The following is a 24,812-nucleotide window of genomic DNA, read 5'->3' as shown; positions in this document are numbered from 1 at the left end:
CAAAATAGGACCCAAAGTGTCCCTTTGACAACTGTGTTTCACCTGCTGAGAGCGTATTCTTGTTCTCAGATGAGAAAACGTCATTCGAACGGAGTACCAGCAGATGAGATATGTCATTCGGGTGAAAGGGCACTTGGACACATTCTGGCAAGAGTGGTTTGATCGCCTCTCGATCACGCATCAGAGCGATGGCACGACTCTGCTTTCCGGGCATCTCCCTGAATAGGCAGCGCTCTACGGCATCCTCTGCAAAATGCGCGATTTGGGGCTGACGCTCCTTGAGCTCTCGACGAGTGCGTCCATACCGCCTCCAGAAGAGTGAGCAGAGCCTTTCTGGCAGCCCTCCATCGCTGCTCTTGTGCGGACGACATGGAACTCTTCCTAATATTGATTGAAGACAAAAGTGAGGAGCAGAAATGAATACAACATCACAGCATCCCATCGACGATACCACCACACCAGTGTTGATCGGTGAAGATTTCACCAAACCAGCGGCAATTCGGTGGCTTGTGCTCGGGGCCATCGCTGGGCCTGTTCTGTTCACCCTGGCTTGGATCATCCTTGGCTTCTTGAGCCCAGGATACACCGCCTGGGGCACGCAGGTCGCGCCCTACTCGCCCATCAGCCAACCCATCAGCGGCCTGGGTCTGGGTCCCACCGCCCCATTCATGAACGCAGCCTTCGTTCTCAGTGGACTCCTGATACTGGTCGGCATCGTTGGCATTTTCCAGGGCATCAAGGAGATGGGTACCCTTGCGCGTTGGAGCAGCACGGTACTGCTCGCGCTCTCGCCACTGGGTATGATGGTGGACGGCTTCTTCACCTTGGAGTCGATGCTGCTTCATACGGCTGGTTTCTTCCTAAGCTGCGCAACCCCGGTGCTGAGTTTCGTGGTCATCAGTCTCTTGCTTCGCCGCATCAGGAGCTTTCGACTGCTCGGCAACTGGCTACTACTGGGCAGTCCTCTGACACTGGCACTGGTGGTCCTGTTCTTCCTGACCTTCTCACCCACCGTGGAGGGAATGCAAACCGGAGTGGCAGGTCTGACGGAACGCATCCTGGCCATTGAGGTCCTGGCTTGGTTTGTGGTCATGGGTGTACTCGTCTTCCGTCGCTCATCAGGAAACAAATCGAGAGGTTGACTGCAAGAAAGGCTTCTCTTTGAACAGAGCTGAGAGAAAAGCACTAATTATTGCCCATGAGTATAAATGGATATTGTTACAAAATACGGGCTATTGTGTTTGAGAGTGAAAACGTGTTTGATCGGAGATTGTGATTTTGAGTGATTCAGCAGGTATGCGTCCTTTTTAATGTGCACCATTTCTTATTCTGCTGTTAAGGAAGGGGAATCTCTATTTATGAATGAGATGCATGATTCAACGACGCTCCCATCCGGGAAAGATCCCTTTCCCTCAGAACCAATACAGGTTTCCTCTCCCGAAGAAATACCCTCCCTCCCAGCAAAACGCTCGCATGCGAAGGCATTCTGGTTTTTGCTCCTGTGTACAGCTATGAGTAGCCTGCTGATCATTCCCTATACCTTTGCATTACTCGGTATCAATAATCCCAGTATGTCAGTTATTACAATCACTACTATCGCAGAGATTGTACAGGATGTTATCTTCTCAGCTATTGGCGCGGGCATAGGTCTCTGGTTGGGAAGCGGCATTGGATTAGGCGCGCCACTACTGGAAGACTGGCTGAATGGGAGACGCGAGGCAGCACGTGCCTTCGTTAAAGGACTCCCCTTGGCCTTCATTATCGGGCTCCTGGCTGGAATTATCGTCTTCATCCTGGCGGCTCTCCTTTCTCTCGTTGCGCCTATGAAAACTAGTGAGCCTGCTAACCTTCCCTCAACCTGGCAGGGCTTTCTTGCTGCGATCTCAGCAGGTATTCGTGAAGAGATCTGGACACGCTTAGGTCTACTGACACTTTTCGCCTGGCTCGGAACAAAGATTGTTCGCGGTGGGCGTCTCTCGGCATCCATATTCTGGATAGCAAATATTCTGGCGGCTCTCATTTTCGCTTCATTGCATTTCACGAATGCGGCTATTATTGGCGCATCGGGCGTGGCGATGGTGCTCAATATTCTGCTGCTCAATAGTATTGTTGGCCTGACCTTTGGGTGGGTCTACTGGAAGCGTGGCATTTTATTGGCAATGGTAGCGCACTTTGCCTGCGATATCATCCTCCATGTTATCCCACCACTGCTCGTTGGTAAGTTTTAGCCCTCAGCTCGTTTTTTAATGAGTTTGATTGTCAAACATTTTAACTGGTAGTAAGCCTTATAACATCCATACCAAGGAACGATTGCGTCTCCTTCGGCAATTGGATGATCTCTCTCGGCAGGGTTCCCGGCTTCAAGGAGCGGTATTGACCTTCCCGATGCTTCCTATACACCTCTGGATTATAGAGCATGGGAGCCGAGAGTTTCTGGCCTGGCGGGACTTGGCTGACTGTTTCCTGATCTGTTTTGAGCAGCGCGTAGATCATTGAAGCCATCTGTCTGCCAATGCGTCCAAGAACTCTCTTCTTGCCACGGTAATCCAGTTGTGTTGCAAGAAGTAAGCTGATCTTCTAAAGTGAAGCGAAAAAACAAAAGAGGACCCCATGACCGAGCAGAATCCGTTCAAAGGACGTCATTTCCAGGCCGAGATCATTCTCTTGTGTGTGCGCTGGTACCTACGATACGCGCTCAGCTCTCGCGATCTGGCAGAGATGATGTCCGAGCGCGGACTCCACGTCGATCACACCACCGTGTATCGCTGGGTTCAGCGCTACGCTCCCGAACTGGAAAAACGCTGTCGACCGTCCCTAAAAGCTTGCAGTGACTCCTGAAAAGTGGACGAAACACACATCAAGGTCAAAGCAAAAGATACTGAACAACGTGTTGGGTAAGTTTGGACAAACAAGAAGAGATGTTACTCAGGCTATCTTTACTACTTTTGGAGGATGTGGAGAACAAAACTTCAGCCTTATACTCACCAGTGTAGTGACGAGCAATAACGACTCAATCAATTTTTTTGGAGGAGGAAGCAGCAATGAGTCAAGGAATGACCCGAACATTAGGACGAAGCGGTATCAAGGTGAATGCATTAGGAATGGGCTGCTGGGCCATCGGTGGGCAAGATGGAGGGAACCTCCCCAGTGGCTATGGGCCAGTAGACGATGTCGAGTCCATTCGTGCCATCCATCGTGCGCTAGAACTTGGTGTAACTTTTTTCGATACGGCGGCTGTTTATGGCTGTGGACATAGCGAACACATTCTTGGGCAGGCATTGGGAAAACAGCGCCAGAACGTCACCATCGCAACCAAATTTGGGGCACAGTTCAATGAAGCAACGCGCATTGTTACTGGCGGATTTGAGTGTTCGCCAACGTACATCCGTCAAGCCTGTGAAGCCAGTCTGCGCCGTTTACAAACAGATTACATAGATCTCTACCAGTTCCACGAAAACCATTATGACCTCGAACATGCCTTCGAGGTACGCGAGATTCTCGAACAACTGGTAGCCGAAGGCAAAATCCGCTTCTATGGTTGGAGTACCGATGATCCAGAGCGAGCACGCTTGTTTGCTCTGGGACCTCATTGTACTGCTATTCAGCATACCCTGAATATTTTCGCAGACACCCCAGATATGCTTGCCATTTGCGAAGAATACCACTTGGCAAGTATCAATCGTGGCCCCCTGGCGATGGGTCTGCTGAGTGGAAAATATACTTCAAGAGACCAGATTGGACAGCAAGACATTCGATTTTCTCAGCTGCCGTGGAATCCCTTCAACAATGAGCGTCTTCCTGGCCTCTTGCGCAAGCTAGAGAAGGTACGTCGCATCTTGACCGATGATGGACGCACTCTGGCTCAAGGAGCACTCGCCTGGATCTGGGCACGCAGTGAACACACTGTTCCTATTCCTGGTTTCAAGACAGTCGCACAGGTCGAAGAGAACGTTGGTGCCATGCGTTTTGGGCCCTTGAGTCCGACTCAGGTAGACTTGATCGAAGCATTACTCAATAGAGCCGATGAGTAGACGAGAAAACAAGGCCAGTTGTATCCTGCCTCTCGTAGTTCTTTGCGCTCGTAGGGAAGAGAATATCCGTTCTCCGAAATTTCCCCAAATATGGACAAGCCATACTCAACATTCGGTTCCTGCTTCAATGCAGACAGCAAGCCTTTCGCTTGTCTTACATCTGCTCCACAGGCGTCACTTCCCGCAGAACTTGCGGTACGCCATGTTCATTGTGCCAATGCCGCGAGATTGTTGGCGGCATTGGCATCTCGATCCTGGACGTTTCCACATTCCAGGCAGACAAAAACCCGATCCGAAAGGGTGAGCGCCTCATTGACCCAGCCACAACACGAACAGGTTTTTGAAGAAGGCTCCCAGCGCGAGGCCAGCAGCACCTGTACCCCTGCCTGCTCGGCTTTGTAAAGGATCTGCCGCTTGAACTCGTACATGCCCACATCGGCGATGGCTCGAGCCAACCGGCGGTTCTTGAGCATGCCTGCAATGTTCAAATCCTCGAGCACAATCACACGCGGCCTCTCTTGATCAGGCTTGGTTCTCGCCACGATCTGAGCGGTCGCTTGGTGCAAGGCATCGTTGCGTACGTTGGCGATCCGGGCATGCATTCGCGAGAGGTGTTGCTTGGCTTTCTGGCGATTATGTGATCCTTTGGCCTTGCGGCTATGACGTCGTGAAGCTCGCTTGAGTGCCGTGATCTTCTTGCGCAACGCCCTGGGGTTCTCGAAGGTGCGTCCATCCGAGAGGGTCGCCAACCGTTTGATCCCTAGATCAACCCCAATGATGTTACCTCTGGCTGGCTGGGGATCTTTCGCATCCTCGTGCACACAGATCGAGACGTACCACCTGCCTGCTTGCTCACGGATGGTCGCACTGCTGATCTTGCCATCCAGAGGGAAATAGCCATGTTCTTTGAGTCGGAGCCTTCCCAAACGAGGCAACTGGATGGCATCAGAAAACACCCGAATGCTCCCAGTGAAGCGAGCGGACCGCGCCATGCACACGCCTGGTAGGCGTGTACACGTCGCGGGTCCGCCCGTATTCCTTCTTGCTCGGTGCCGTGTTCATCCCACGATGGGTGGCGTGGTCCGACTTCCGAGTCAGACTTCCTCCACCCAACGCATTAGGAGCTCTGGGAGATCTCCAGGTGCTACTGCTCGGTCAACGGCACAGGTATCGCCCAGAAGAGCGCCAAGGCTTCCCCGCCGTTGACGCTCCTGGCGCGCAGCACCTTGCTGATTTTTCGATGCTGCTCCGTGGACAGACAATTGTTCATCAGCCACGCCATCTTCCCGCATTTGAGCGGCTCCTCCGACGCGCGCAGCGTCGAGAGGATCGCGTCAACCTGCTGTTCAGGCGTCAACTCCACTAGGGAGTTGAAGATGATTTTCCCGTTGTTGATCAAGGAACTGCTCATGGCGAAATCCTTCCTTGGATTGGTTGATTGGTGCATGACACGAGCAATCGATTGGCCTCTCCTTCATGTTCCAGAAGGAGGTTCATCCGACGAGGTGAGCGGCCAACTCATCTCACGGTTCCTGCTGTCTCCTCCATGATGCCTCAACGTACGAACACACGGAGGAACTGCTCTGGGGACGAACCAGAACCCAGTCACCTACCAACTCGCAAGGATGTTGGTTTGTTCTTAACCGTAAGGGACCGAGTTAGTCTATCAGGCATGACTCAATGAAGCCTGATATCTCCCTCTTCTGTTCCAATTTCAGCAGACGATGCGATCGCGAACGGGCCTTCAGCAGATCACCACGCGAACCTCGTAGCAGAAGGGGTATCATGTGTTCTCTCTTAAAGAGGGTTAACTGGTCTGATTTGGGACAGCTTTCATGCCGATTTTTCCCTTCAGTCACGGCTTTGGGATAGGCTGCGTTTTTATCGACTGTAATCACGCGAGGAATCACTGTGTGGGAGGCACTCAGGGCTTTCGCGAAAAAGCGCTTGGCGGCTTCTGCATCACGAGAAGCGCTCAGATGGAACTCCAGGGTCGTTCCTTGGGAATCCACTGCACGGTAAAGATACATCCAGCTTCCCTTGACTTTGACAGACGTCTCATCCACCCGCCACGAGTCAGTTGTTCCCTTGAGATGAGGTCGACAACGTTTTTCCAACTCAGGAGCATATCTTTGGACCCAGCGGTACATCGTCGTGTGGTCAACATGCAAACCCCGTTCCAGCATCAACTCCTCCAGATCTCGGTAGCTCAATGAATAACGAAGGTACCAGCGTATGCAGAGGAGTATAATCTCTGCTTCAAAATGGTGCCATTTGAAGGGGGCTGCTCTGCCATGATTGGTTCTCTTGTTCTTCTTTTCTCTATTTTGACAGATTAGCTCTCTTTTTGCAAAACAGCCGAAAAGAGACAGTGTTTGCTGCATTGTATTGTTCCTGGGAGTGAAGAACTGTGGTGGATGTGGCTGGGTGAGGAGGAGGCACTGACGTGGGTGTATGTAACGCAGGCCTCCAGAGATCGCTGTCGATGTGCCAATACATGTGCTTTGAGTGAGCAAGTGAGGTGACGATTGGACAAGCATCTGAGTCCAGGTGGTGTGTTTCTCCCCATGCTGCAGTGTGTTAGCAGAAGTAGAGAGCAGACCAGGTCTGTTTTCCAACGACACCATCAACGTGGAGAAAGTCCCAATCCTGAAAATCCTTCACAGCGGTCAGCGTGCCTTGGCCAAATATCCCATCCTCTTTGAGGGGATACTGCCACGTGAAAAAGTCTGTGTGCTGGTAGAACCAGTTCAGTCGATCTTGCAGCCGTTTCACCCAATACCCCGTCGAACCAAGGGAGAGGGTTGGCGGGCATGGATGGGCATCTTGAGAATGGAGTGAAGCGCTTATTGTGGTTTGTGTGCTCTGGGCAGCATGAGCGGGAGTAGGAGTACTGACCAGGAATGTCATACAGAGCAGGAGGACCAGACCTGGTAGGAGAATCAGAAGCATCTTACGAGACATCGGTATTCCTTTCTGTTTTCTCTTCTTGTCACAAGAGAAACGCTTACAGAATGAAAGAAACGAACAACAAAAAACTCCGAGTGGACTTAATTGATGAGTGTCACATGCTTCTTAGCAACGTGTCTTTCTTTGAAGTGTATGAGAAACAAGGATCTTCTACCAGGACAAGAAGCGGTCACTTTGCGGTCAAAATGTCCTAAATGTTTTAGTTGACAATTTTATCTACTTATTCTGTTTTTGAAGCAGCAGTTGCAGTGCTGGAGGCTACGGTCGGCGCGCGAGAAAAAGATTTCTTGCGCTCCGGCGAAGGAGGCGAAGTAGCAATAAAAGAATGCTTGATACACTGTATTGTCCTTGGGCGTGATGGGCTATGATGCGCCTGCTGGGTGAGGTGCAGGAGAGTGCATGTCGAGCGCACACATACATCGGCGAATGTAAATGTACATGTAAGAAGGCCAGCTTAGGCTGGTGGGGAGCCAGGGGTGGAGGCATCTGGAGTGAGGTGAGGCTCACCGTCCTGGGGCGCAGGCATTTCTTGAAGACGGAATTCGGCCTGGAGGGGGCGCACCCAGAGCAGGCGGGCATCCTCTGGCAACTCCGTGCCATCGCCCAACCCAAGCAGGTCCAGGCTATCATCAAGCTGACTCACGGTGACCCAGTCTGGGAAGAGGCGCGTGGTGGTATCCTCCAGGAGGACCTGTCCCCGGATCGCGATGGTTGCGATGACCTCACATTGTTCGGTGAAGAGCATTGCCGCCTCGCGTATGGCGTGGGCGTGTTCAGGCAGCGGGAGCACGACTGATTCGCTCGTTCTCATTTTCCACACATTCCTCATCTTCTAGAGAGAGCTGCGTGTATTCTACTATGTTGCCATCAATGTGTCTACGCATGGTACTGTGAGCGATCTCTCCCGAGCCGTTGCCACCTGCCTGTGAGAAACAATACGAGAAGTGGTGAGCTAGGTGCTACACCTGTAACGAGACGAACGTGAGAGCTGATCAGCCTGGTGTGTCTCTGTTTATTGCCTATCTTGAGAGAGGGGCTGGATCAGCCCTGATCCTAGCTCTTCATTTAGGGACGCTGGGAATGCCAGGGGAGCCAGACGTGTTCGGTATCCTCACGTCGATAGCGGTTGTGCCCAGAGCGGATGTCGACCTGAAACACTGTCTGTGCCTCGTGATTCACGATGTGGCGGCACACCAGTTCATGTCTCCATCCTTGTCTTTGCTTGGACAGCTACCTTGCAAGCTCCTTTTCGCGATGGCGAGTTTGGGGGCGGCTTCTTTCATGAAAAGTATTTCGTTTCAATAAATAAGCACAAGTGCTCGACTTTGCAAATGACGAGGACGTGTGTGCTCAGTCGCGTTGCCCCTTAGAGTCTGAGTAGCTATCAATCATTTCCAAAGAGTATCAGTGATGACGAAACGCTTGCCAGATAAGAACGAAAGACGTAGGATACAAGACAGAACGCAGCAAAGGGAAATCACAGATGGAACACAGCGATAAAGCACTTGACCACTACTTGTCTCTTAACCCCAGCTACTTTGATCTGTTTGAGCGTCTTGACCTCCGACAACAAGAGATATGGATTGATACATACAGCAGCAAATATAGCTTGTCTGTAGAAATCTGGCTCGGTACTGGAGTAAGTGATGATCGTCGCCAACTTCGTCTCGTTTTCGACGATGTTCAGGAGCTTCAATTACAAGCGGGCGCTGGTTATCTGACACTCCCACTCGTCATTCGCTCTTTACGCAATGATCAGTGGGAATACCTAAGATACCGTGTTATCGACCGGGAAGAAGAGGTGCTTTCATTTTACAGCCGAAGTTTTGAAGCACAACTAGTGGGTGAAAATGCCCACTCTGCCTAACCGTCTTTTGCCAGGCTTCATCTGAGTCTGTGTGCAATTGCTAGAGAGTTTCTTGAGGCATCTGTTGTCTCGTAGTGAGAGGACAGACCTCTGGCGGCTATTTTCCCATACAGAAGATCTCTCTCGCGTTGCTTCTCGCGCAGTTCGGTATCTTAGGAATGGCAGGCTATCAACGGTGTTTTGCCCATGATGGCCTGCTTGTAAGACAGAGTGTGGAGCAGGTCACCGTTCGAGACAGCATGTGGAGGGGGAACCGTTTCCCGATGAGTGAAGAAGGCATAGCATGAGCTACCGGTGACCCCAAACTATTTTGTTTTTCTGTGCTTCGCGAACTGAGGCATCGGGTTGCAGGGGAATTCCCAGGTCGTTGAGGTCAGCGAGCGTGAGCGTCTCAGCATCCAGATCGTCCTGGCAATAATAGTAGCGGGTGTCAGGTTCGACCATGATACGATGATACGCGCTCCCTTGCCTATTGCTCGCGAGTCGATCTAATGGATCGAGGTCGAAAACGTATCTGGCCCAGTAGAGCATACACGGCCATTGGCTTTCATCCTCATCTCGCCGCTCCCACCACACGCGCCGAAATGCGAACGTCCCCTCCTCGCGAGTCACCTTGACACTGCTTGGCTCGAGTTCGCGGACCTGTTTGTTGTTGTTGTAGGGATGCATCTCACGCAGATCGTAGAAGGTGACTTGGATTGTGCGTTGATCAATGGGATGAAGTGCGTATTTCCCTCTCACGATTGAGAGGATTGAGAGTCCGGCTCCATCGGCCATTTCCACAGAACCTGATGGAGAGAAATGCAATCGATGAAAGTAGTCAGCGAGGTGTGGGTTTGCGGCAAGCGTTTCACCGAAGGTGAATGCGATGTGAATCTCTTCTTGCATCTGATCTTCCCTGAGCAATGTGCAAGCCATTCATGCGAGATGGCCTTCTTCGCTCCCTTATTCTAGCAGCATGTTCCCTCTTTCCACAAGCGATTTTGGGACGTTCCTCAGGGAACGTGGCTGTGTTGCATCATTGTTGTATTGCGAGAAGATGCAGTTCTGGACTGTGTTACAGGTGAGAGATATTTGCGCGTGTAGGTCGTGCATGAGGGGACTGTTCCCCGACCTGTGGTTGTCCATTGAAAAAAGAGAGGTTAGCCAGGGTGGTTAACCTCTCTCGATCTATTCAATCTGCGTTGGTGGTGATTCTTGCTGACGAGGGACATGTTTGGAAAGGGCTCTGACGCCTGCCTCAACGCCGCAATAGCTTCCAACCATCCAAACAACCTGCCCAAACAAGGGAGCATCGATCCTGCGGAGAGAAAGCACAAAGGCTAATGCAATAACAAGGACCATCAAGCACGGTTTATGTAGGGGTTGTGTTGCAAAAAATTAAAGCTCAGTAAATTGACGGCGTCTATAAGCATCATCCACGAGGAAAAGATGTAGAACATTCGCCTTTTCTCTGCAGCAATGTTTCTTATGCTGTAATTACTCACTCCATTTTCTCGGCTCTAAATTTTTTGCAACACTACCGCCTCTACTATGAGTGGATCTCAATTGCCCCCAATGACAGCAACGCTGTCTTCTGTGCCTCCGTTATCCCGCGGATTCCTGTGATATTGAGCCGCTCATAGGGGCGATCCCGCCGCAATGTCCGTACCATTTCCCTTGTCTCCAGATTCCATATGCGGATCGCACCGTCATCACCACTGCTGGCCAGCCAGCGTCCATCTGGACTCACTCGCAGTGCCTGCACAGCTCCACAATGTCCCTTCCGCATGGCCAGACACACCCCATTCTGCACTTCCCACCATTGTATCTTCCCTTCACTATTTCCACTCACGATTACTTCCCCCCCTGGACTCCAGGCGACGGTTAACACCCTTCCTGGTTCTCCTCGCATCATCTGGCGCCCTTTTCCACTGGTCACATCCCACACCCATATCTCTTGCCCTCCTCCACTCGCTACGTGTTTGCCATCTGGGCTCCACCTCACACTCATGGTCCCTCCTCGGTGTCCCTGGAGTTTCTCAAGGAGTTTCCCATCAGTTGCCTGCCATAGGCAAATGCTCCCATCATCTCCGCAACTGGCGAGCCTCATACCATCAGGGCTCCACTCGACATGATGAATCCAGGTTTGGTGCTGGCGCTTCATCCAACGGCGTGTCGAGGTTGTCATATCCCACACCTGCACACCATACAGATAGGTTCCACAAGCTAACAAATTCCCCTTTGGGTTCCAGGCTACCCCGTAGAACAAGGTGTCGTTGTGGTCTGGATCGTGCAAAACCTGGAGACATTCCTCCTTGGTTGGTTCCCATATTCGGATTGCGTTATCCCATCCGCTGCTGGCGAGCCGCCCATCCGGACTCCAGGCAACGCCACGTACGGCGAAACTGTGGCCCTTCAATTCTCTGGGAGGAGACTTTCCTGCTCTCTCCCAAAGCGTGACCAGCAGATCTGAACCTGCACTTGCCAACCACTGACCATCCGGACTCCAGGCTAGGTCGTAGACCGAAACTCCGTAGCCCTTGATGATACGGAGGCACGATCCATTCGTTGTATCCCATACCCGGATCGTGCTATCGTCGCTGCTACTGAGTAAGATACGGCTGTCAGGGGTAAAGGCTATTTTATGCACTGCTCCAGTATGTCCATGCAATACTGCTCGATACTGGTTTTGTGTGATATCCCACAGCCAGATAGCCATGTCGCGTCCTGCGCTCGCCACGGTATGGCCATCCGGGCTCCAAGCCACTGCATCTACTTGCTGGGTGTGTCCTGTCAATGTCGAGCACAGCCGGACATTGACGACATCCCACACCTTGACCGTCCTGTCCCAGCTGCTGCTTGCGAGGTGGATGCTATCAGGGGCAAAGCTCAAGGAGAATACCCAATTGGTATGACCCCTGAGAACGCTGTTGCAGGGAGGTGGCTGGCTTCTTTGCATTTGCCACAGCCGAATGCTTCCATCGAAGGTACTACTGGCTACCAATTGGCCATTGGGGCTCCATGCGAGAGCGAAGACAGGTCCTGGATGGGGTACCATCTGGACCTTCCGACCAGAGGAGACATCCCAGAACTGAATGACTGCATCGTCTCCGCCGCTGGCGAGGGTTTGTCCATCCGGGGAAAACACAGCGCTGAAGATGGGGCCAGCATGCCACTGGGTCCAGAGCAAAATACCGCTTTGCAAATCCCAGAGCTTGACGGTGCCATCCCAGCTTCCAGTCGCCAGCGTCCGTTCATCTGGACTGAAAACAAGGATGAATGTCGTGTCGGTATGGGCTTGCCAGACGAGATGTAAGCGGTGACCTTCCTCACACCAGACTCGTACTTCTCCCCGCCAGCTACCAGCTGCCCAGTATTCGCCCGTGCGGCTCACAGCGACCACTCCCGTTGCGGCCAGTGCTTCGGTGAACACCGTCTCCTGGAGTTTTGATTCTCTCAGGGATGTATCTTGCATCTCAACCCCTTGCAAGGAGGCACCTCGGATCACGAGCCACGAAAGATCAAGTCCGCGCAGGTGCCCACGCACCAGGCGCAGCAGCGCGATCAGGTTCGCTGGTCCATAGCCCTGAACGGCATCAGGTTGGTTGCGAAATTGGTCGAGCAGTGAGCAGAGCGCCTCCTCCACCTCTTCTGGATTGAGGAAGGCGCGCTGGAGGCTCGTGAGCAGTGGGATGACCAGAAGACGCTCCTGAGTCTGCCGCACGTATTCTTTGGCATCTGCTTGCTCAAAGCCGTGATGGCGAAGGAGATCCATCTGGTGCCGCCGCAGTTCGCTGGTGCCTTCAGTGATCAGTGTTGCCGTCATGTATTCCAGGACCACCGATTGCAGTGTGAAACTACCCTGGCGATGCCCACACTCGATCAACGATCGACGGCGCAGGCCATCCATAGCTTCCAGCAGGCGGGTGCGTGGCGGGGGAATGACGAACATTGCCAGAAGCTCATCAAGCGTCACCGGTTCTCGGACAATGGCCAACCAGCGCAGCACGGTCTGTTCCAAGGCAGAAAGTCGGGCGAATTGCTCGTCAAGCAGGTCATCGATGGTGCCAAAGATGACCACCCCCTGCTCGAGAAATGGGCCGATGTTTCCCTCGAACAGCTCAACAATTGTTTCGGCGACGATCTTCAAGGCGAGCGGGTTGCCAGCATACAATGCTGCAAGCTGTGCTTGCTCTTCCTCTGTGCCAGCGAGCCCTTGCTCCGCGAAGAGCTGCTCGCACGCGGCACGATCGAGTCCGCAGAGACGCAATGAGCGCACAGTGGAACGCTTGCCCTCCAGCGGTCGTACCTCCGCCGGTTTTTCTCGTGAGGTGAGCAGCAGGCAGCCCTGGTGGGCTGTTTCCGCGACCCGGCGCAGCATGTGCCCATAGCCTTCATAACTAGCGCGGAACCGTCCCTGGGGTTCCCCTTCTTCCAGAAGCGCTTCCAGGTTATCAAGCACGAGGAGGGTGCGAACGGTGCGGAGTTGCTGCAGCAGGAGGCTGATGCGTTGACCGAGCGTGGCAGGAATTGCCTCAAGGGACTGAGGAGCGAGCACCTGCAGGACATCCTCGAGCAGTGCCTCGCATGAAGGCGCGTCCCGTAAGGAGCGAAAGATGACCACGTCGAAGTGGGGGGCCAATCGGTGCATCGTGCTGACTGCCAGGGCCGACTTGCCAATGCCTCCCATCCCGAGCACGTTGATGACGCGACAGCGTTCCTGCACGGCCCATTGGGTTAGCAGAGCCAGCTCGTGGTCGCGTCCATAGAACGCCGAGACAGAGAGGGCGTCTCCCCAATCCACTTGTGACTCAGCGGCAGTTGACGGGATGGCCGATCTCCTGCTACTGATTGCTTCAATGGGTGGCAATTCACCAGATGTGCGTGAGTGCGGTGGGTGACCGAGGAGCACAGCGAGCCATGGTTCATCGAGCAGCACCTTCTGATGTGCCGCTTTCCACAATGCGCGGATCTCCTCGGCTTCTTGACCAGCGGGAAAGGCCTGTTGTTGAACCCCCAGCGCAATGAATCGTTTGAGGTGGTCGACTTTGGGATAATTGCTGCCTGCCTCCCATTCTGCGACCGCGCGTCGGGAGACCCCGAGGAAGGCGGCAAGTCCCGCCTGGGTGAAACCAATGGCCGTTCGGAGCGTGAGCATCATTTGCCCAAATGTATAGTCTCGCTCACGGTAGTAGGATTTTGCCATTGGCCCCCTCCTTTCTGCCTGCTTGAGAGGAACAGCACATGGTGAAGTCATGTGAAGTGGTCTGCCATCCGGATGATCAGTGACTTCCTCGTGTACCATTGATAGGCTTGTCGTGGGCTCTGGAGCTGTACACAGGTTCTCATACCTCTAGGATTGTAGAGGCACAAACCAGATAGGACAGGAAAATCTCTACAATCACTTCCTCTTTCTGCTCTTTGTATCATAGCAGATGGCCTGGTGAAGAGCGAGGGGGGGCTGAGCGGAGGGCTGCTTTCGTCAAGCAATGCATGAGAAGACGAAAGAGCGTTTCGGGTCGTCACGTTCCTACTCTTCTGCAAGATCCTTCGCCAACTCTTCGTGTGCTTCATTGCCCTTTTGCTCTCAATACTGTGCAAACATACGATGGCAAGCGCTGCTGCAGCTCTGCGCAGGTAGCCACGTCAGTATGAAGTGAGGTGAAGTGAGGTGACACCTGAGATGTCACCTCAAAAGAAGTGACGGCTCCAGAACTTCCTTCTATACTCTCTTGGAAGAAAGAAATGATCCGCGACTGCGTGACGAAAACCGCTTGAGCGCATGATCGCCGGGCGATGTTCCTTCTAGCCAGGAGGGTGGTTGAGAAAGGAGCATGTATCAATGTTACAAGAGGAGTAGGAGATGAGAAACAGTCGAGTAATGATAGAAGAGCAGCAGGAAAGAAGCCGGATGAGTGACGAACCATCCTGGAGGAGTCCCGCAGAATGGCAGTGCCCACGGTGTGCCTGGTGTCTGTGTGAGCAGGGTCTGGAATTAGGGAATGGCTCGCATGGGATTTGCCCACGCCATGCAGAGCTGCTTCTCCAACGCCATCGAGCGCACCATGTGTGCTGCTTAAGTGCCTAAACGTGGGTGTTTCGTATGGCGGGAAGGAGAGGGCGTTGTGTCCCAGCCTGAGAGCCTTGGGAGGGAGCCTCGATCGCTTAGAGCAACGTTGCGATGTGATGAGTGATTGTGAGGTGGGCACAATCCGTTACCTTGCGAAGCATATGGCTGCATATGGCAGCGAGCAGAGGAACATGAACAATGAGTGAGCGTGAGAAGGAAAGCAGAAAACATTGTTCTGCTTCTGACGAGAGGAAGTCATCTCAGTGGCTGGTCCGAGTCATGGTCATTGATGCTTCCTCCACCATTCGTGAGATGGTTGAGACTTGTCTGAGGAGTGAAGGCTTTGTGGTCCAGAGTTTTTCTACTGGCGTGGAGGCCATGCAAAGGTTGAGGCAACCTGACGTTGTGGTTCCTGATCTCATTGTGCTCAATAGTGTGCTCCCTGATGTGAGTGGGTATGGAGTGGTACAGTATATCATGACTAAACCTCAGTTCACGCATACCCTCATTCTCATGCTGATGCATCATAATGGCGTCGTGGATCGCTTGAAGGCGCGGCTTGCCGGATCGAAAAGTTGTCTGGCGATTCCTTTTGTCAGCCAGTATCTTCTTCAGGTGATCCTGAAAATGCTGTCATCCTTGTCAGCCACTTCATCTGGGAAATCGACGAGTATACGTGATGAGATGAACCATGAATCCTCCCCTCCCTATGTCGTCTGGTAAAGAACAGATATCGATCGGAAGCGAGGGAGACAGGAAGAATATTGCCACGAACTGAGAGGGAAGCGAGGGGAGCACCCGAAAATCACCGAGCGGCAGGAACAGGGGTTGTGTTGCAAAAACTACGACGAAGGAGAGATGGACGTGAGGAGGTTCTCCTCGTTCAGTTAGGCTGCCACTCCAAAGCGTTTGGCGACCAGTGCGACCTGCCTTCCCACATCGCCTTTGTCCACTCCTTGCACTTGTCCTTTCCTCAGCATATTCATCATCTCGTAGCCTTGTAATGTTTGCCATGCTGTCTCAATCGAGAAGAAGCCCATCCCAGGTTTCGTCAACCGTTTGATGAAGCGGTGATCTTGTTCAATCAGGTTGTTGAGATACTTGACCTGTCGTAATTCGCAGTGTTTAGGGATGTGCCCTTCCGCTTTTCACTCAGCGAATGCTTTGGGATAGGCCGCGTTTTTGTCCACGTTGATCACCCGTGGCTCTGTGGCATGAGACGCAGCGAAGGTTTTCAGAAAGAAGCACTTGGCAGTTTCTGCATTTCTGGTTGGACTGAAAAAGAAATCGAGCGTGTTCCCCTGCGAATCAGCAGCCCGATACAGATACGTCCATTCCTTTTTGACCTTGATCTATGTCTCGTCAACACGCCAGGAATCAGACGTGGGTTTCAAATGGGGGCGGCAACGTCGTTCGAGCTCAGGAGCATAGCGCTGAACCCAGCGGTAAATCGTCGTATGATCCACATGCAGACCTCACTCCAGCATCCTATCTTCCAGATCGCGGTAGCTTAAAGAATAGCGCAAATACCACCTGATGCACAAGAGAATGATGTCGGCTTGAAAATGACGCCATTTGAATGGGTGCAGCTCGGTCATGATGAGTCCTCTTTTGCTCTTTTCTCTCAAATGTAGCAGATCCGCTTACTTCTTGCAACACAACCCTCTTTCGAGGGTTGGGGTAAGCGAGGAGTGCATAGAACCGTCCATCAGTTCTAATACCTTTTTGGTACGCTCACTTTCTGCCGCTGATGCGGCGCACTGCATTACCCATCGCTCTCGGTGCATAGCGCTCGATCCACCTCAGACATGGGTGGCATCGCCCGCGCTCCAGCTTGCTGCTGATAGAAGATCCGAGGTAAAAAAGATTTTCGGGTAATTGTTCCTCACCTCTCATACGCCTTATCTGGCAATCAGCACGCACCGCCCTGGATGCGCTCGACGAGTTTAATTTCACCGCTGGCTTTGTGCAGGAAGACCTGGTACAGATCGATACCAGCGCGGACGTATGACCAGCCCCATCCCGCATAGCACAAGGAAAGTAAAGAAGCATGTACATTGTTTAGGAAATTGAGAAAACACGACTTGCATTTTTCCAAGGAAAATGCTACTATTACATGTATTGATCTACTCACCTTCTGAAAGGAATGGTTCCACCTGAGAAGGCTTCGTCACTGCCTCCTGCTGCGTTTCGCGCGGAGATGGTTGACGAAGGAAAAGGCTCTACGCCTCAGCAAGAGAACTATCACATATAGGATTGCAACGCTCACTCTCCATGTCTGCGTTGTTGCCAGATCTTCAAATGCTACTCGACTCACCTGAAAGCGAGTGGATGTTTGAGGCTCTGGACACATCAAGCACTTCGTGTCTTCCTCCAGGAGACCCATCCGGGTGTCCTGACGCTGTACAGCAAGGGAGAGCACCATGAAGAGGCCGAAGGACGAGGCCCATCCGATCAACGCCGCACTCGACACCGTCACCGCCGTGCGCGACGAGGTGCGCGAGATCGCTGACACCATCCTCAACCATATCCTCCGGGGCGTGGACTACACGTGCGACGACACTCCGGACTATATCTACGAGGTGATCACCACCGAGTACACCGTCAAGTTCCAGGTGAAGAGCGTGGTCGGCGGTCTCATCTTCGCCGCCCTCAAGACGAACTCCGCCTTGAAGAAAGGTGGGGTGAAGCTCACCCTGGGCCGATGAGCACCGCAAGCCCACAGTGATGTGAAGGGAGGGGCCGCCCGAGGGCGGCCCCTCCTTTCCGCTTGTAGGAGACTCGTACATGTGATTATCCAGGCGCTATCATCGAGGCATTATGCTCGACTCTTGCCCATCGAAACCGTATCTTGCAAAATGCAGTTCGTCATACTCTCCCAGCGGACCTGGCCCGGGTTTCAGCCGCACACTATTCACCCTCTAATGCCACGCCACGTATCGCCTCCAGGCCATGCTCTAAAATAGGGGAGAGCACCGAGCAGAAGGCGCGCGGCAGGGGAGAGCAATTTATCCTCGCGCCGCATCAGGGAGAGGCGTCTCTCTCCCTGACACATTTTAAAAGCGCATGGAAAAGTGCCATCTGGTAGCGAGCTTGCGAAACGGTAAGCAGTGAACCAGATCAGCTTGATTGCTCGTTCGACGCAAAATATCCAGGAGCCAGAGACGTCCGAGACGAAAGATACCTTTGTCACGTCGATCATGTCGATCAAAGCGATCGCGTTTGCCATGATGCATGCAGGAAGCCGCCAGATGACTGACTCACCACATCGCCAAAAAGAGTGCCAAGAGCAAGCGATCCAGGCGAGCTTCATCTTTGATCAAACTGGCTTCCAGGTTCCATCCACGACGTTTGCTGTCCTGAAAGGTTGACTCAACACGCATGCGTAATGCATACTCGTTCACACGCCGTTTGCCTGCTTGTAGGTCGGAAATCAGGATCCAGCCTTCTTCGCAATCGGGCATCCAGCAGGCACTCACATAGGCTTCAATCGTATCCTCTTGCCAGACTTTTGCCCAGCCATACCATTGCTGTCCCGTTTTCTGCACAAACGCATCAAAACGGCACCAGGAACTCCACCCTTTGCCCATCTTGCGCTGACAGGTATGTTCCTTGCAGACCCGCAAGAGATAGTGAAACTTCCGATCGCGACAGATCTTCACCAACGGAAAACCTGCCAACCCTCGATCGGCGAGCAAGGTGCAGTCTCCCCCGGCGAGATGCGGGATAATGCGATCCAGCAGACGTTCCACAATGTGCCATTGCTTCTCTTCCCATTTCTCTTGAGCTGGCATCACTGCCCAGGCAACTGGCAAGACCCGTGAGTGAACGAGCAAACCCAGGTACACGATGGTTGCATCATGGCGCAATGGCGTACAATCAAGCACGAAACGCAACGACTTCCCATGCCAGAATTCAAGCACCTGCGATAAAAAAACGTCCCAGATGTTCATGACCTTGACCCAATCATTGGCGAGAAAACGAGCGAGTCTCCGTTCAATACTGTTCATCTTCGCTGGATTGATGCCCTGCAAACTGATACTCTCAGCCACCCGTTGCAGCACTGCGCTTCCTGATAACACGATGCCGATGACAAAGAACGCGAGCGTTTTCTTTTGATGCCCATGGATCGTTGGAAACAACTCCTTGACTTGAGCGCTCCATCGTTCCCATAATAAAGCGGATGCATCCATTGAGGCCGTTCCTCCGAGAATAATTTTTGCTTTCTTCTCTTTGGACGGTCTCTTTTTCTGCTCGCTTCCTCTCTAGCTAAAATATGTCAGGGAGAGAGGTCCCTATGGGCGGTCTCGTTGAAATCAAGCGAGTGTGCGGGGGATTGTTTCCAATCCAACGTATACTGGAACGGTCTATCTTGGTCGTACTCGTCGTACTCCTTCGCACCAACGCCACTCTCCTCTGGCTCCTGTCGGGCGAGACCATGGTGGTCATCCGCATACTCCGCGAGAAGAGTGGATCGCCGTGGCGCAGGTGCCAGCTATCGTGAGTCAGGAGCAATTTGAGTTGGTCCAGGAGAAATTGGCTCACAACCAGCAGTTCGCTCGCCGCAACAATACGGCACATCAGTACCTGCTGCGGGCACTGGTGAGCTGCGGCGTTTGCCGTCTGGCGTGCATGGGCCGCAACCATGAGGGAGGATACGCCTACTATGCCTGTCGCGGCAAGAAAGCTCCGATCTACTCCTGCCGCGACGAGAAGTGCCCCTCTCGTTACATTCCAGCGCAGCAACTCGACGAGTTGGTATGGCAGGATATGTGTGAAATTCTCCGGCATCCTGAGCACATCGTTGCCGCCTTCCAGCGGGCTCAGGGAGGACTGTGGCTTCCCCAAGAACTGCATGCGCGACGCGAGAATTTGCGCAAAGCCCGCGTGAGCCTGGAACATCAGATGGAGCGCCTCACTGACGCTTACCTGGCCAATGTACTTCAGTTAGGAGAGTACAAACGACGGCACCAGGAGTTGGAGCAACGGCTCCAATCCGTTGCCGAACAGGTTCGCCAGCTAGAAGCCAGTGTTGGACGCCGTGATGAGTTAGCCGCTATGGTGCAATGCATTGAAACCTTTTGCCAACGCGTGCAGCAAGGATTGGCTCAAGCTACCTTTGAGCAAAAACGACAACTCATTGAGTTACTTGTTGATCGTGTCGTGGTCACTGGAGAAGAGGTGGAGATCCGCTATGTGATCCCCCTCTCTCCCAAAAATGAGCAGATTCGTTTTTGTCATTTGCGATTAGACTATTTCCACTGTCCAACGCGCGCCGAACGCCTCGACCATCTCCTCCAGAGAGGTGCCAGTGGGAGCAAAAATCAATACATAGGCCATCTCCGCAGGTTTCGCGCCCTTCTCTAAGCTGCGTCGCACTAACAGCCAGCGCTGCCACCCCTCGGTCTCTGGTGCTGCCAGCTCGATACGTGTCCATACGAAGAGGCGCGGGCCTTTGCTGCCTGCGCCTGCACTCAATACCTGCCAATCTCCTCTCGCAAGAGCCTGGACAAACTGATCTACTCGTTTGCGAACGCTTCCCACTTCTATCTGCTCTTTGCAGGTTACCGCCAGGGCATATGCCTGTCGGCGATCCTCCAGAGCCTTCCGCAGTAACTGGGCACTCCCATAGACCGTATCTCCTGTAACCCAGGCGATGGGAAGACTAGCATCCAAGGTTCGTTCAAGCATGCGCTGCGCTAACTCCGGCTTGGTCGCAAACGTCACCGAATCTGGCACATGAGCTTCTCGGCAGCGCTCCTTGGGTGCGGCAAGTTTTTTTGCACGCAGATACATACCTCATTTATGCATTTCATTTTCTATACTCTTTGCATTGGATTGTGTATCGTTCCTCAGCGGCGCATTTGGTTGAGAACCTTTGGCGCGCGATCCATCGATCAGCAGCCCCAGTGAACCTCCTAGATCAGACGCAAGGAACGGCACCAAAACATGCCCCTTTAGGCATGGCTCCGACCTCAAAAAGTCTGTTGCAGACGTGTCATAAAGGGCTTGTATGGCGTTTCGTGAAAACGAAGCGAACACAGTTCTCGTGTTGAGAACGCTCGTTCTCTTCCTGCGTTTCTGATGATACCAAGTCTTCTCAGCCATCCTCTCCGAGGTGTGGATGAGATTGGGCAAAGTGCCCACCCTGGAAGTCCAGGATGAAGTCGGAAGGAGACAGGCATGTCCGAGAGCCCTGAGTACGAGAAGATCGAGACCCAGGAACTCCAGGACTCGGCAACCGTCGAGGAGACCTACGACGCCCAGGAGGCGTCGGAGGGCAGGATGCCGCTGGGGTTCGACGACCCGAGCCGGCACGCGAACTGATCGAGTCCCCATACTAACCAAGTATGGGGACTGAAGGATGGAGGAGCGAGGGTGTATGCCCTCGCTCCTCCATCCTTCTATTGAGTTCCCATGAGCGGAATCTTCTCATTATTACCGCCTCTCGGCGCAAAAAAACTTGCCGTACCCGCGCTCCTTGTCCTCTACCCAGCTTTTCGGCAAATACAATTCCCGGTCCAATAAGGCATGTCCACGTGCGCTTGCGTAGGAAAGAAACACGCCGATTTGACAATTCTCGATCCGTCCCGCCGTGCCACTGTATTGTCGTTGCACGCCGACTGATTTGCTCCCCTTTTTAAGAAAGCCCGTCTCGTCGATGACCACGACTGCTTCAGGCGTCGAAAGACTCTCCGAGACATAGGCACGCAACGCATCTCGTACTCTATCGCAGTCCCACTTTCCTCGATCCAACAGATGCTGGATGGCATAGGGGGTGGCTGCTCCCACCGCTTCCGCTACTTGCCATCCATTTTTTCGTTCCGCCATCCCCATTCATCCCTGCACATAGACAAGCGCCAGCTGAGAGGATTCGGGCCGCACAAAAGCCTGTCTGATCCGCTGGCCCAGCTTGTTGAAGGCGGTGGCCCATACCTCTTCAGGTAAGGCAGAGGAGGCATAAAGAGGCATGGAGACATCTCCTTTCGAGACAGAGATCGTGGTGGCGGAACGCCTCAAAGCCGGGAGATCTGTTCGAGAATCTCGTCAAGAAAGAGGACTTTCGCAAAGCCTTTTCTGAGCACCTGTAATTCGGGCTCCTGCATCGCAGGATCATCGGTGGCGGTGATATCGCTGCCGAAGATGACCTTGAAGCCGCGTTCATACGCCTGCCGAGCGGTGGTTCCACAACAGAAATTGGTGAGAGTACCACAAATGATCACCGTGTCCCTGTGTAGGTTCTTGAGGATCGTTTCCAGGGGGGTATCGTAAAATGCGCCATACGACGGCTTGTAGAGCACGATCTCGTCTTCTAAAGGTGCCAATTCGTGCCAGATGACGCCATCGCGAAACCAGGCAGCGTCTTCTTCAGCGTAGCGATTGGGCATGAGTGGCCCGGCCAGAGGCCGATCCAGGTAATGATGAGTTCTGGCAAAGGCTGTATAAATGACCGGAACGCTCTTTGCACGGCACGCTTCGATCAGTTGCTTGATGAGAGGAACCTGCCGAGTGGCTTCTGGAACCCAGAAGGGCGTGGAGTGTGGTTTGACAAACTCCTCCTGCATATCGATCACGAGTAATGCGCAGTAGTCTCGTTCCACCCCGAAGGCGGCGTTTCCTTCTCGATAGGCATGACGCGCGAAGGCGAGAACTTCTTGTTCCGAAAAGGTTTTTGTCATGGGATCTCCTTGAAAGGTCTGCTTGTCTGTGCAGAGTATAACAGGAAAGCGGTACCAAGTACATTCATTTCTGAAAGCGATATGCTATACTTCTTTCAAAATCGAAAGGAAATGGTGCGATGACTTTCAAAGATGATCGTCCGCTGGATGAGACGGGGTGGAGTATCCTGCGTGAGTTGCAAAAAGATGCGCGGCTTTCTTTTCCTGAACTGGGCCGACGGGTGGGACTTTCTACCCCAGCTGTTGCTGAACGAGTGCGCAAACTGGAAGATGCCGGGGTGATTACTGGCTATGGAGCGCGCGTCGATGCGGCAAAGGTTGGCTTGCCCATGACGGCATTTGTTCGCATTACCACGACTCCCCAGACCGAGGCCGGTCTGCGTGCCCTCATGGCGGAACTCCCTGAACTGTTGGAATGTCACCGTGTCACAGGAAATGAGAGTTTTCTGTTGAAACTGGTGGTCACATCGATCACCCATTTGGAACAGGTCCTCAATCAACTCATGGGTTCTGGACCTGTCACCACATCCATTGTTCTCTCCACGCCACTCTCTGGAGAACCGATCAAACAAGAGGCGACAAAAAGAGAGCACAATCCGATTGCTCATGCGAGCCAGGAATGCTGATCAGGCTTCTCCAGAGAAGCTACCATTTCATCTACAACTGTAGGGTTATGAGAAAACAGGGTTCTAAGTATATGCGAGAGGATGGTATTGATGTATATGGAATGTGCTAGTTTTTCCAATACAGGCTGGGCGCTACGGATTTCCCTCCATTCCAGTAGGTGAATGGTGCTGAGTTGAGTTGAGGACCTATCACTTTTATGTTAGGGAGTGCTCCTCCAGGCCAAAAGATCAGGGGATATTCATTCGGCCAGTAGCTGGAGGGATCTGATGCAAAACTATATCCTACCTGGAAGAGACGATTTGTTGGCCAAAAAATAGAGGGCTTCGCGAAAAGTAGATCCGCCATAAACCGAGTAGGCGCTGAAACAGCTGTGTTTTCTACTGCCTGTTGGTGAGTGAAGAATGTGTTGCCGACCCTGGTGAGGCTATTTGTTGGCCAATATGTGGTAGGCTGGTGGGTTATGGAAACCTTGTCTGAAGGCTGTTCCATGATTGGCGCAGACAAAGGCCAATAAGAAGTTATGAGACGAACGGCTGCTGTGCTTCCTGTAGCCTGCTGTTGATTGAAGAATACGACTCCTACTAGGAAGAGAACACCTATGATCTCAAGTACAAGCACAAAACGTTTCATACCTGTGTTGCCTTTCATTATAAATTTTTTCAGAGGTATAAAGTGAATATAGAGCACAGGTCTTCACTCTTACTCATTTCAGGTGTAATTGGTTGGGGGTGCTTACGATAAGTATGTTCGTTGGTCTACAAAAGGCGTGTCTTGGATTGTCAATTTTTCTGCTTATACAAGAATAGTACAAGCAGAACATCTTATTGCTTATACTAAAATACGAAGTCTTCTCAAATATATGCCAGTCAGTCTAACTCCAGACACTTGATGTCTGCTAGTATGGATGAGAATTAGAAGGAATGAGAGCTAGAAAAGCATTAAGGGGTTAGAAGTGCTCAAAATCTCAGAATGCTTTTTTACAGCTAGTAAAAGATAGGCAAACGCCAATTTAATCACAGTAATTGCAATTAGCTTTCCTGAATGTATATGCCAGGTATTGTCAACTTGATGAAATAAGAGAAGAGCTTTTTAAGGAAGAGACAAGAGAGAGAGAAAAGAAGCTGAGTATCAAGGAGGCAGATTCGGCCTTATGCGACTGTTTCCCTTCCAATTACCTCATTCCATATCTGGAATCGTTCCTGCATGATGGTACGATACTCCCCGGCCTGGAAACGATGTCGTTTGGGACGAAAATGATCAGAGATCAAACCAAAAGCAGAGAGAAAGCGTTGCGCGTGACCAGGGATTTGAAACGGCGCATCGTACGTTCACGTTGCCGTGTTGGCTGGTGCGAGTTCTCCGCTTGGTTATTCAAGCCCTTGTGCTGGCGATGCTCGACGCCTGGCATGATGTCTTTCTTGGCGGCAGCATAGCTCGCCAGTTTGTCGTGATGATGACTCGCGGAACGTATTGGAGTCCTTTGAGCAGCTTGCGAAAGAAGCGTTTGGCCGCTTTTTTGTTGCGCCGACTCTGCACGAGGATATCCAACACATTGCCATGCTGATCGACGGCTCGCCACAGGTACT

General features: G+C 52.5%; 23 protein-coding genes and 5 pseudogenes. 13 read left to right on the top strand and 15 right to left on the bottom strand.

Annotation, left to right across the window (positions count from 1 at the left end):
- The first annotated feature begins 103 nt into the window (after positions 1-103).
- The 6 genes and pseudogenes from K3T82_RS49645 (at position 104) to K3T82_RS26340 (ending at position 4,031) form a co-directional block, all read left to right on the top strand.
- Positions 104-226, top strand: a complete 123-nt coding sequence (locus tag K3T82_RS49645; RefSeq protein ID WP_307811182.1) for a hypothetical protein — start codon at positions 104-106, stop codon at positions 224-226.
- 190 nt (positions 227-416) lie between these two features.
- Positions 417-1,142: a DUF998 domain-containing protein gene (locus K3T82_RS26360; protein WP_220196557.1), complete on the top strand. Its 726-nt coding sequence runs from the start codon at positions 417-419 to the stop codon at positions 1,140-1,142.
- A gap of 216 nt (positions 1,143-1,358) precedes the next feature.
- Positions 1,359-2,228 carry a CPBP family intramembrane glutamic endopeptidase gene (locus K3T82_RS26355; RefSeq protein WP_220196556.1) on the top strand — a complete coding sequence of 290 codons (870 nt, stop codon included), beginning with the start codon at positions 1,359-1,361 and terminating at the stop codon, positions 2,226-2,228.
- Between the two features lie 28 nt (positions 2,229-2,256).
- A complete protein-coding gene (locus tag K3T82_RS26350) occupies positions 2,257-2,496 on the top strand; it encodes a hypothetical protein (protein ID WP_220196555.1) in 240 nt (79 codons plus the stop codon).
- 114 nt (positions 2,497-2,610) lie between these two features.
- Positions 2,611-2,835: pseudogene (locus tag K3T82_RS26345) on the top strand (IS6 family transposase); the annotation flags it as partial.
- Positions 2,836-3,041: 206 nt separating this feature from the next.
- The gene (locus K3T82_RS26340) at positions 3,042-4,031 is read left to right on the top strand and encodes an aldo/keto reductase (protein WP_220196554.1); all 990 of its coding nucleotides are present in this window, start codon (positions 3,042-3,044) and stop codon (positions 4,029-4,031) included.
- 206 nt (positions 4,032-4,237) lie between these two features.
- Here K3T82_RS26340 and K3T82_RS26335 read toward each other — a convergent pair whose 3' ends face one another.
- The 5 genes and pseudogenes from K3T82_RS26335 to K3T82_RS26315 form a co-directional block, all read right to left on the bottom strand.
- A complete protein-coding gene (locus tag K3T82_RS26335; protein ID WP_220196553.1) occupies positions 4,238-5,023 on the bottom strand; it encodes an RNA-guided endonuclease InsQ/TnpB family protein in 786 nt (261 codons plus the stop codon).
- A gap of 152 nt (positions 5,024-5,175) precedes the next feature.
- Entirely contained in the window at positions 5,176-5,442 is a 267-nt protein-coding gene (locus K3T82_RS26330; RefSeq protein ID WP_220196552.1) for a hypothetical protein, read from the bottom strand.
- Positions 5,443-5,863: 421 nt separating this feature from the next.
- Positions 5,864-6,367: pseudogene (locus tag K3T82_RS26325) on the bottom strand (IS6 family transposase); the annotation flags it as partial.
- 244 nt (positions 6,368-6,611) lie between these two features.
- Positions 6,612-6,995, bottom strand: coding sequence for a peptidoglycan-binding domain-containing protein (locus K3T82_RS26320; protein WP_220196551.1), 384 nt, complete (start codon positions 6,993-6,995; stop codon positions 6,612-6,614).
- Between the two features lie 460 nt (positions 6,996-7,455).
- Positions 7,456-7,812, bottom strand: a complete 357-nt coding sequence (locus K3T82_RS26315) for a hypothetical protein (protein WP_220196550.1) — start codon at positions 7,810-7,812, stop codon at positions 7,456-7,458.
- A gap of 672 nt (positions 7,813-8,484) precedes the next feature.
- On the opposite strand from K3T82_RS26315, the gene K3T82_RS26310 reads away from it, so the two are divergent.
- Positions 8,485-8,868: a hypothetical protein gene (locus K3T82_RS26310; RefSeq protein ID WP_220196549.1), complete on the top strand. Its 384-nt coding sequence runs from the start codon at positions 8,485-8,487 to the stop codon at positions 8,866-8,868.
- Between the two features lie 288 nt (positions 8,869-9,156).
- Here K3T82_RS26310 and K3T82_RS26305 read toward each other — a convergent pair whose 3' ends face one another.
- Positions 9,157-9,756, bottom strand: a complete 600-nt coding sequence (locus K3T82_RS26305) for a hypothetical protein (RefSeq protein ID WP_220196548.1) — start codon at positions 9,754-9,756, stop codon at positions 9,157-9,159.
- A gap of 643 nt (positions 9,757-10,399) precedes the next feature.
- Positions 10,400-14,056, bottom strand: coding sequence for a WD40 domain-containing protein (locus K3T82_RS26300; protein WP_220196547.1), 3,657 nt, complete (start codon positions 14,054-14,056; stop codon positions 10,400-10,402).
- Positions 14,057-14,713: 657 nt separating this feature from the next.
- Between K3T82_RS26300 and K3T82_RS26295 the strand changes: the two genes are divergently transcribed.
- On the top strand, positions 14,714-14,938 hold the full coding sequence (locus tag K3T82_RS26295) for a hypothetical protein (protein WP_220196546.1): 225 nt from the start codon (positions 14,714-14,716) through the stop codon (positions 14,936-14,938).
- 180 nt (positions 14,939-15,118) lie between these two features.
- The gene (locus K3T82_RS26290) at positions 15,119-15,643 is read left to right on the top strand and encodes a response regulator (protein WP_220196545.1); all 525 of its coding nucleotides are present in this window, start codon (positions 15,119-15,121) and stop codon (positions 15,641-15,643) included.
- Between the two features lie 164 nt (positions 15,644-15,807).
- On the opposite strand, the pseudogene K3T82_RS26285 reads toward K3T82_RS26290, so the two are convergent.
- A pseudogene (locus K3T82_RS26285) lies at positions 15,808-16,518 on the bottom strand (IS6 family transposase).
- A gap of 825 nt (positions 16,519-17,343) precedes the next feature.
- Here K3T82_RS26285 and K3T82_RS26280 point away from each other — a divergent pair.
- On the top strand, positions 17,344-17,628 hold the full coding sequence (locus tag K3T82_RS26280; protein WP_220196544.1) for a hypothetical protein: 285 nt from the start codon (positions 17,344-17,346) through the stop codon (positions 17,626-17,628).
- A gap of 206 nt (positions 17,629-17,834) precedes the next feature.
- Here the strand turns inward: K3T82_RS26280 and K3T82_RS47905 are convergent, their stop codons facing one another.
- Both K3T82_RS47905 and K3T82_RS26275 read right to left on the bottom strand, forming a co-directional pair.
- Positions 17,835-18,149, bottom strand: a complete 315-nt coding sequence (locus K3T82_RS47905) for a hypothetical protein (protein WP_236031582.1) — start codon at positions 18,147-18,149, stop codon at positions 17,835-17,837.
- A 31-nt stretch (positions 18,150-18,180) separates the two neighbouring features.
- The gene (locus K3T82_RS26275) at positions 18,181-19,113 is read right to left on the bottom strand and encodes a transposase (RefSeq protein ID WP_236031581.1); all 933 of its coding nucleotides are present in this window, start codon (positions 19,111-19,113) and stop codon (positions 18,181-18,183) included.
- A 133-nt stretch (positions 19,114-19,246) separates the two neighbouring features.
- Here K3T82_RS26275 and K3T82_RS26270 point away from each other — a divergent pair, with 133 nt between their 5' ends.
- Positions 19,247-20,287: a recombinase zinc beta ribbon domain-containing protein gene (locus K3T82_RS26270; RefSeq protein WP_220196543.1), complete on the top strand. Its 1,041-nt coding sequence runs from the start codon at positions 19,247-19,249 to the stop codon at positions 20,285-20,287.
- Here the strand turns inward: K3T82_RS26270 and K3T82_RS26265 are convergent.
- Positions 20,168-20,716 carry a transposase gene (locus K3T82_RS26265; protein ID WP_236031580.1) on the bottom strand — a complete coding sequence of 183 codons (549 nt, stop codon included), beginning with the start codon at positions 20,714-20,716 and terminating at the stop codon, positions 20,168-20,170. The genes K3T82_RS26270 and K3T82_RS26265 overlap by 120 nt on opposite strands.
- 387 nt (positions 20,717-21,103) lie before the next feature.
- Here K3T82_RS26265 and K3T82_RS26260 point away from each other — a divergent pair, with 387 nt between their 5' ends.
- Positions 21,104-21,247 carry a hypothetical protein gene (locus K3T82_RS26260; RefSeq protein ID WP_220196542.1) on the top strand — a complete coding sequence of 48 codons (144 nt, stop codon included), beginning with the start codon at positions 21,104-21,106 and terminating at the stop codon, positions 21,245-21,247.
- Positions 21,248-21,394: 147 nt separating this feature from the next.
- On the opposite strand, the pseudogene K3T82_RS26255 reads toward K3T82_RS26260, so the two are convergent.
- Both K3T82_RS26255 and K3T82_RS26250 read right to left on the bottom strand, forming a co-directional pair.
- Positions 21,395-21,892, bottom strand: a pseudogene (locus K3T82_RS26255) (IS701 family transposase); the annotation flags it as partial.
- A 44-nt stretch (positions 21,893-21,936) separates the two neighbouring features.
- Positions 21,937-22,599: a cysteine hydrolase family protein gene (locus K3T82_RS26250; protein WP_220196541.1), complete on the bottom strand. Its 663-nt coding sequence runs from the start codon at positions 22,597-22,599 to the stop codon at positions 21,937-21,939.
- Positions 22,600-22,718: 119 nt separating this feature from the next.
- On the opposite strand from K3T82_RS26250, the gene K3T82_RS26245 reads away from it, so the two are divergent.
- On the top strand, positions 22,719-23,225 hold the full coding sequence (locus K3T82_RS26245) for an Lrp/AsnC family transcriptional regulator (protein WP_220196540.1): 507 nt from the start codon (positions 22,719-22,721) through the stop codon (positions 23,223-23,225).
- A gap of 106 nt (positions 23,226-23,331) precedes the next feature.
- Here K3T82_RS26245 and K3T82_RS26240 read toward each other — a convergent pair whose 3' ends face one another.
- Positions 23,332-23,913 (bottom strand): hypothetical protein, encoded by a 582-nt coding sequence (locus K3T82_RS26240; RefSeq protein WP_220196539.1) that lies wholly within the window; start codon positions 23,911-23,913, stop codon positions 23,332-23,334.
- 577 nt (positions 23,914-24,490) lie between these two features.
- A pseudogene (locus K3T82_RS50075) lies at positions 24,491-24,762 on the bottom strand (DDE-type integrase/transposase/recombinase).
- Positions 24,763-24,812: the final 50 nt, after the last annotated feature.

The sequence above is a fragment of the Ktedonospora formicarum genome (assembly GCF_016587355.1).
Classification (GTDB): domain Bacteria; phylum Chloroflexota; class Ktedonobacteria; order Ktedonobacterales; family Ktedonobacteraceae; genus Ktedonobacter; species Ktedonobacter formicarum.
This window is presented reverse-complemented; position numbering and strand designations above follow the sequence as displayed.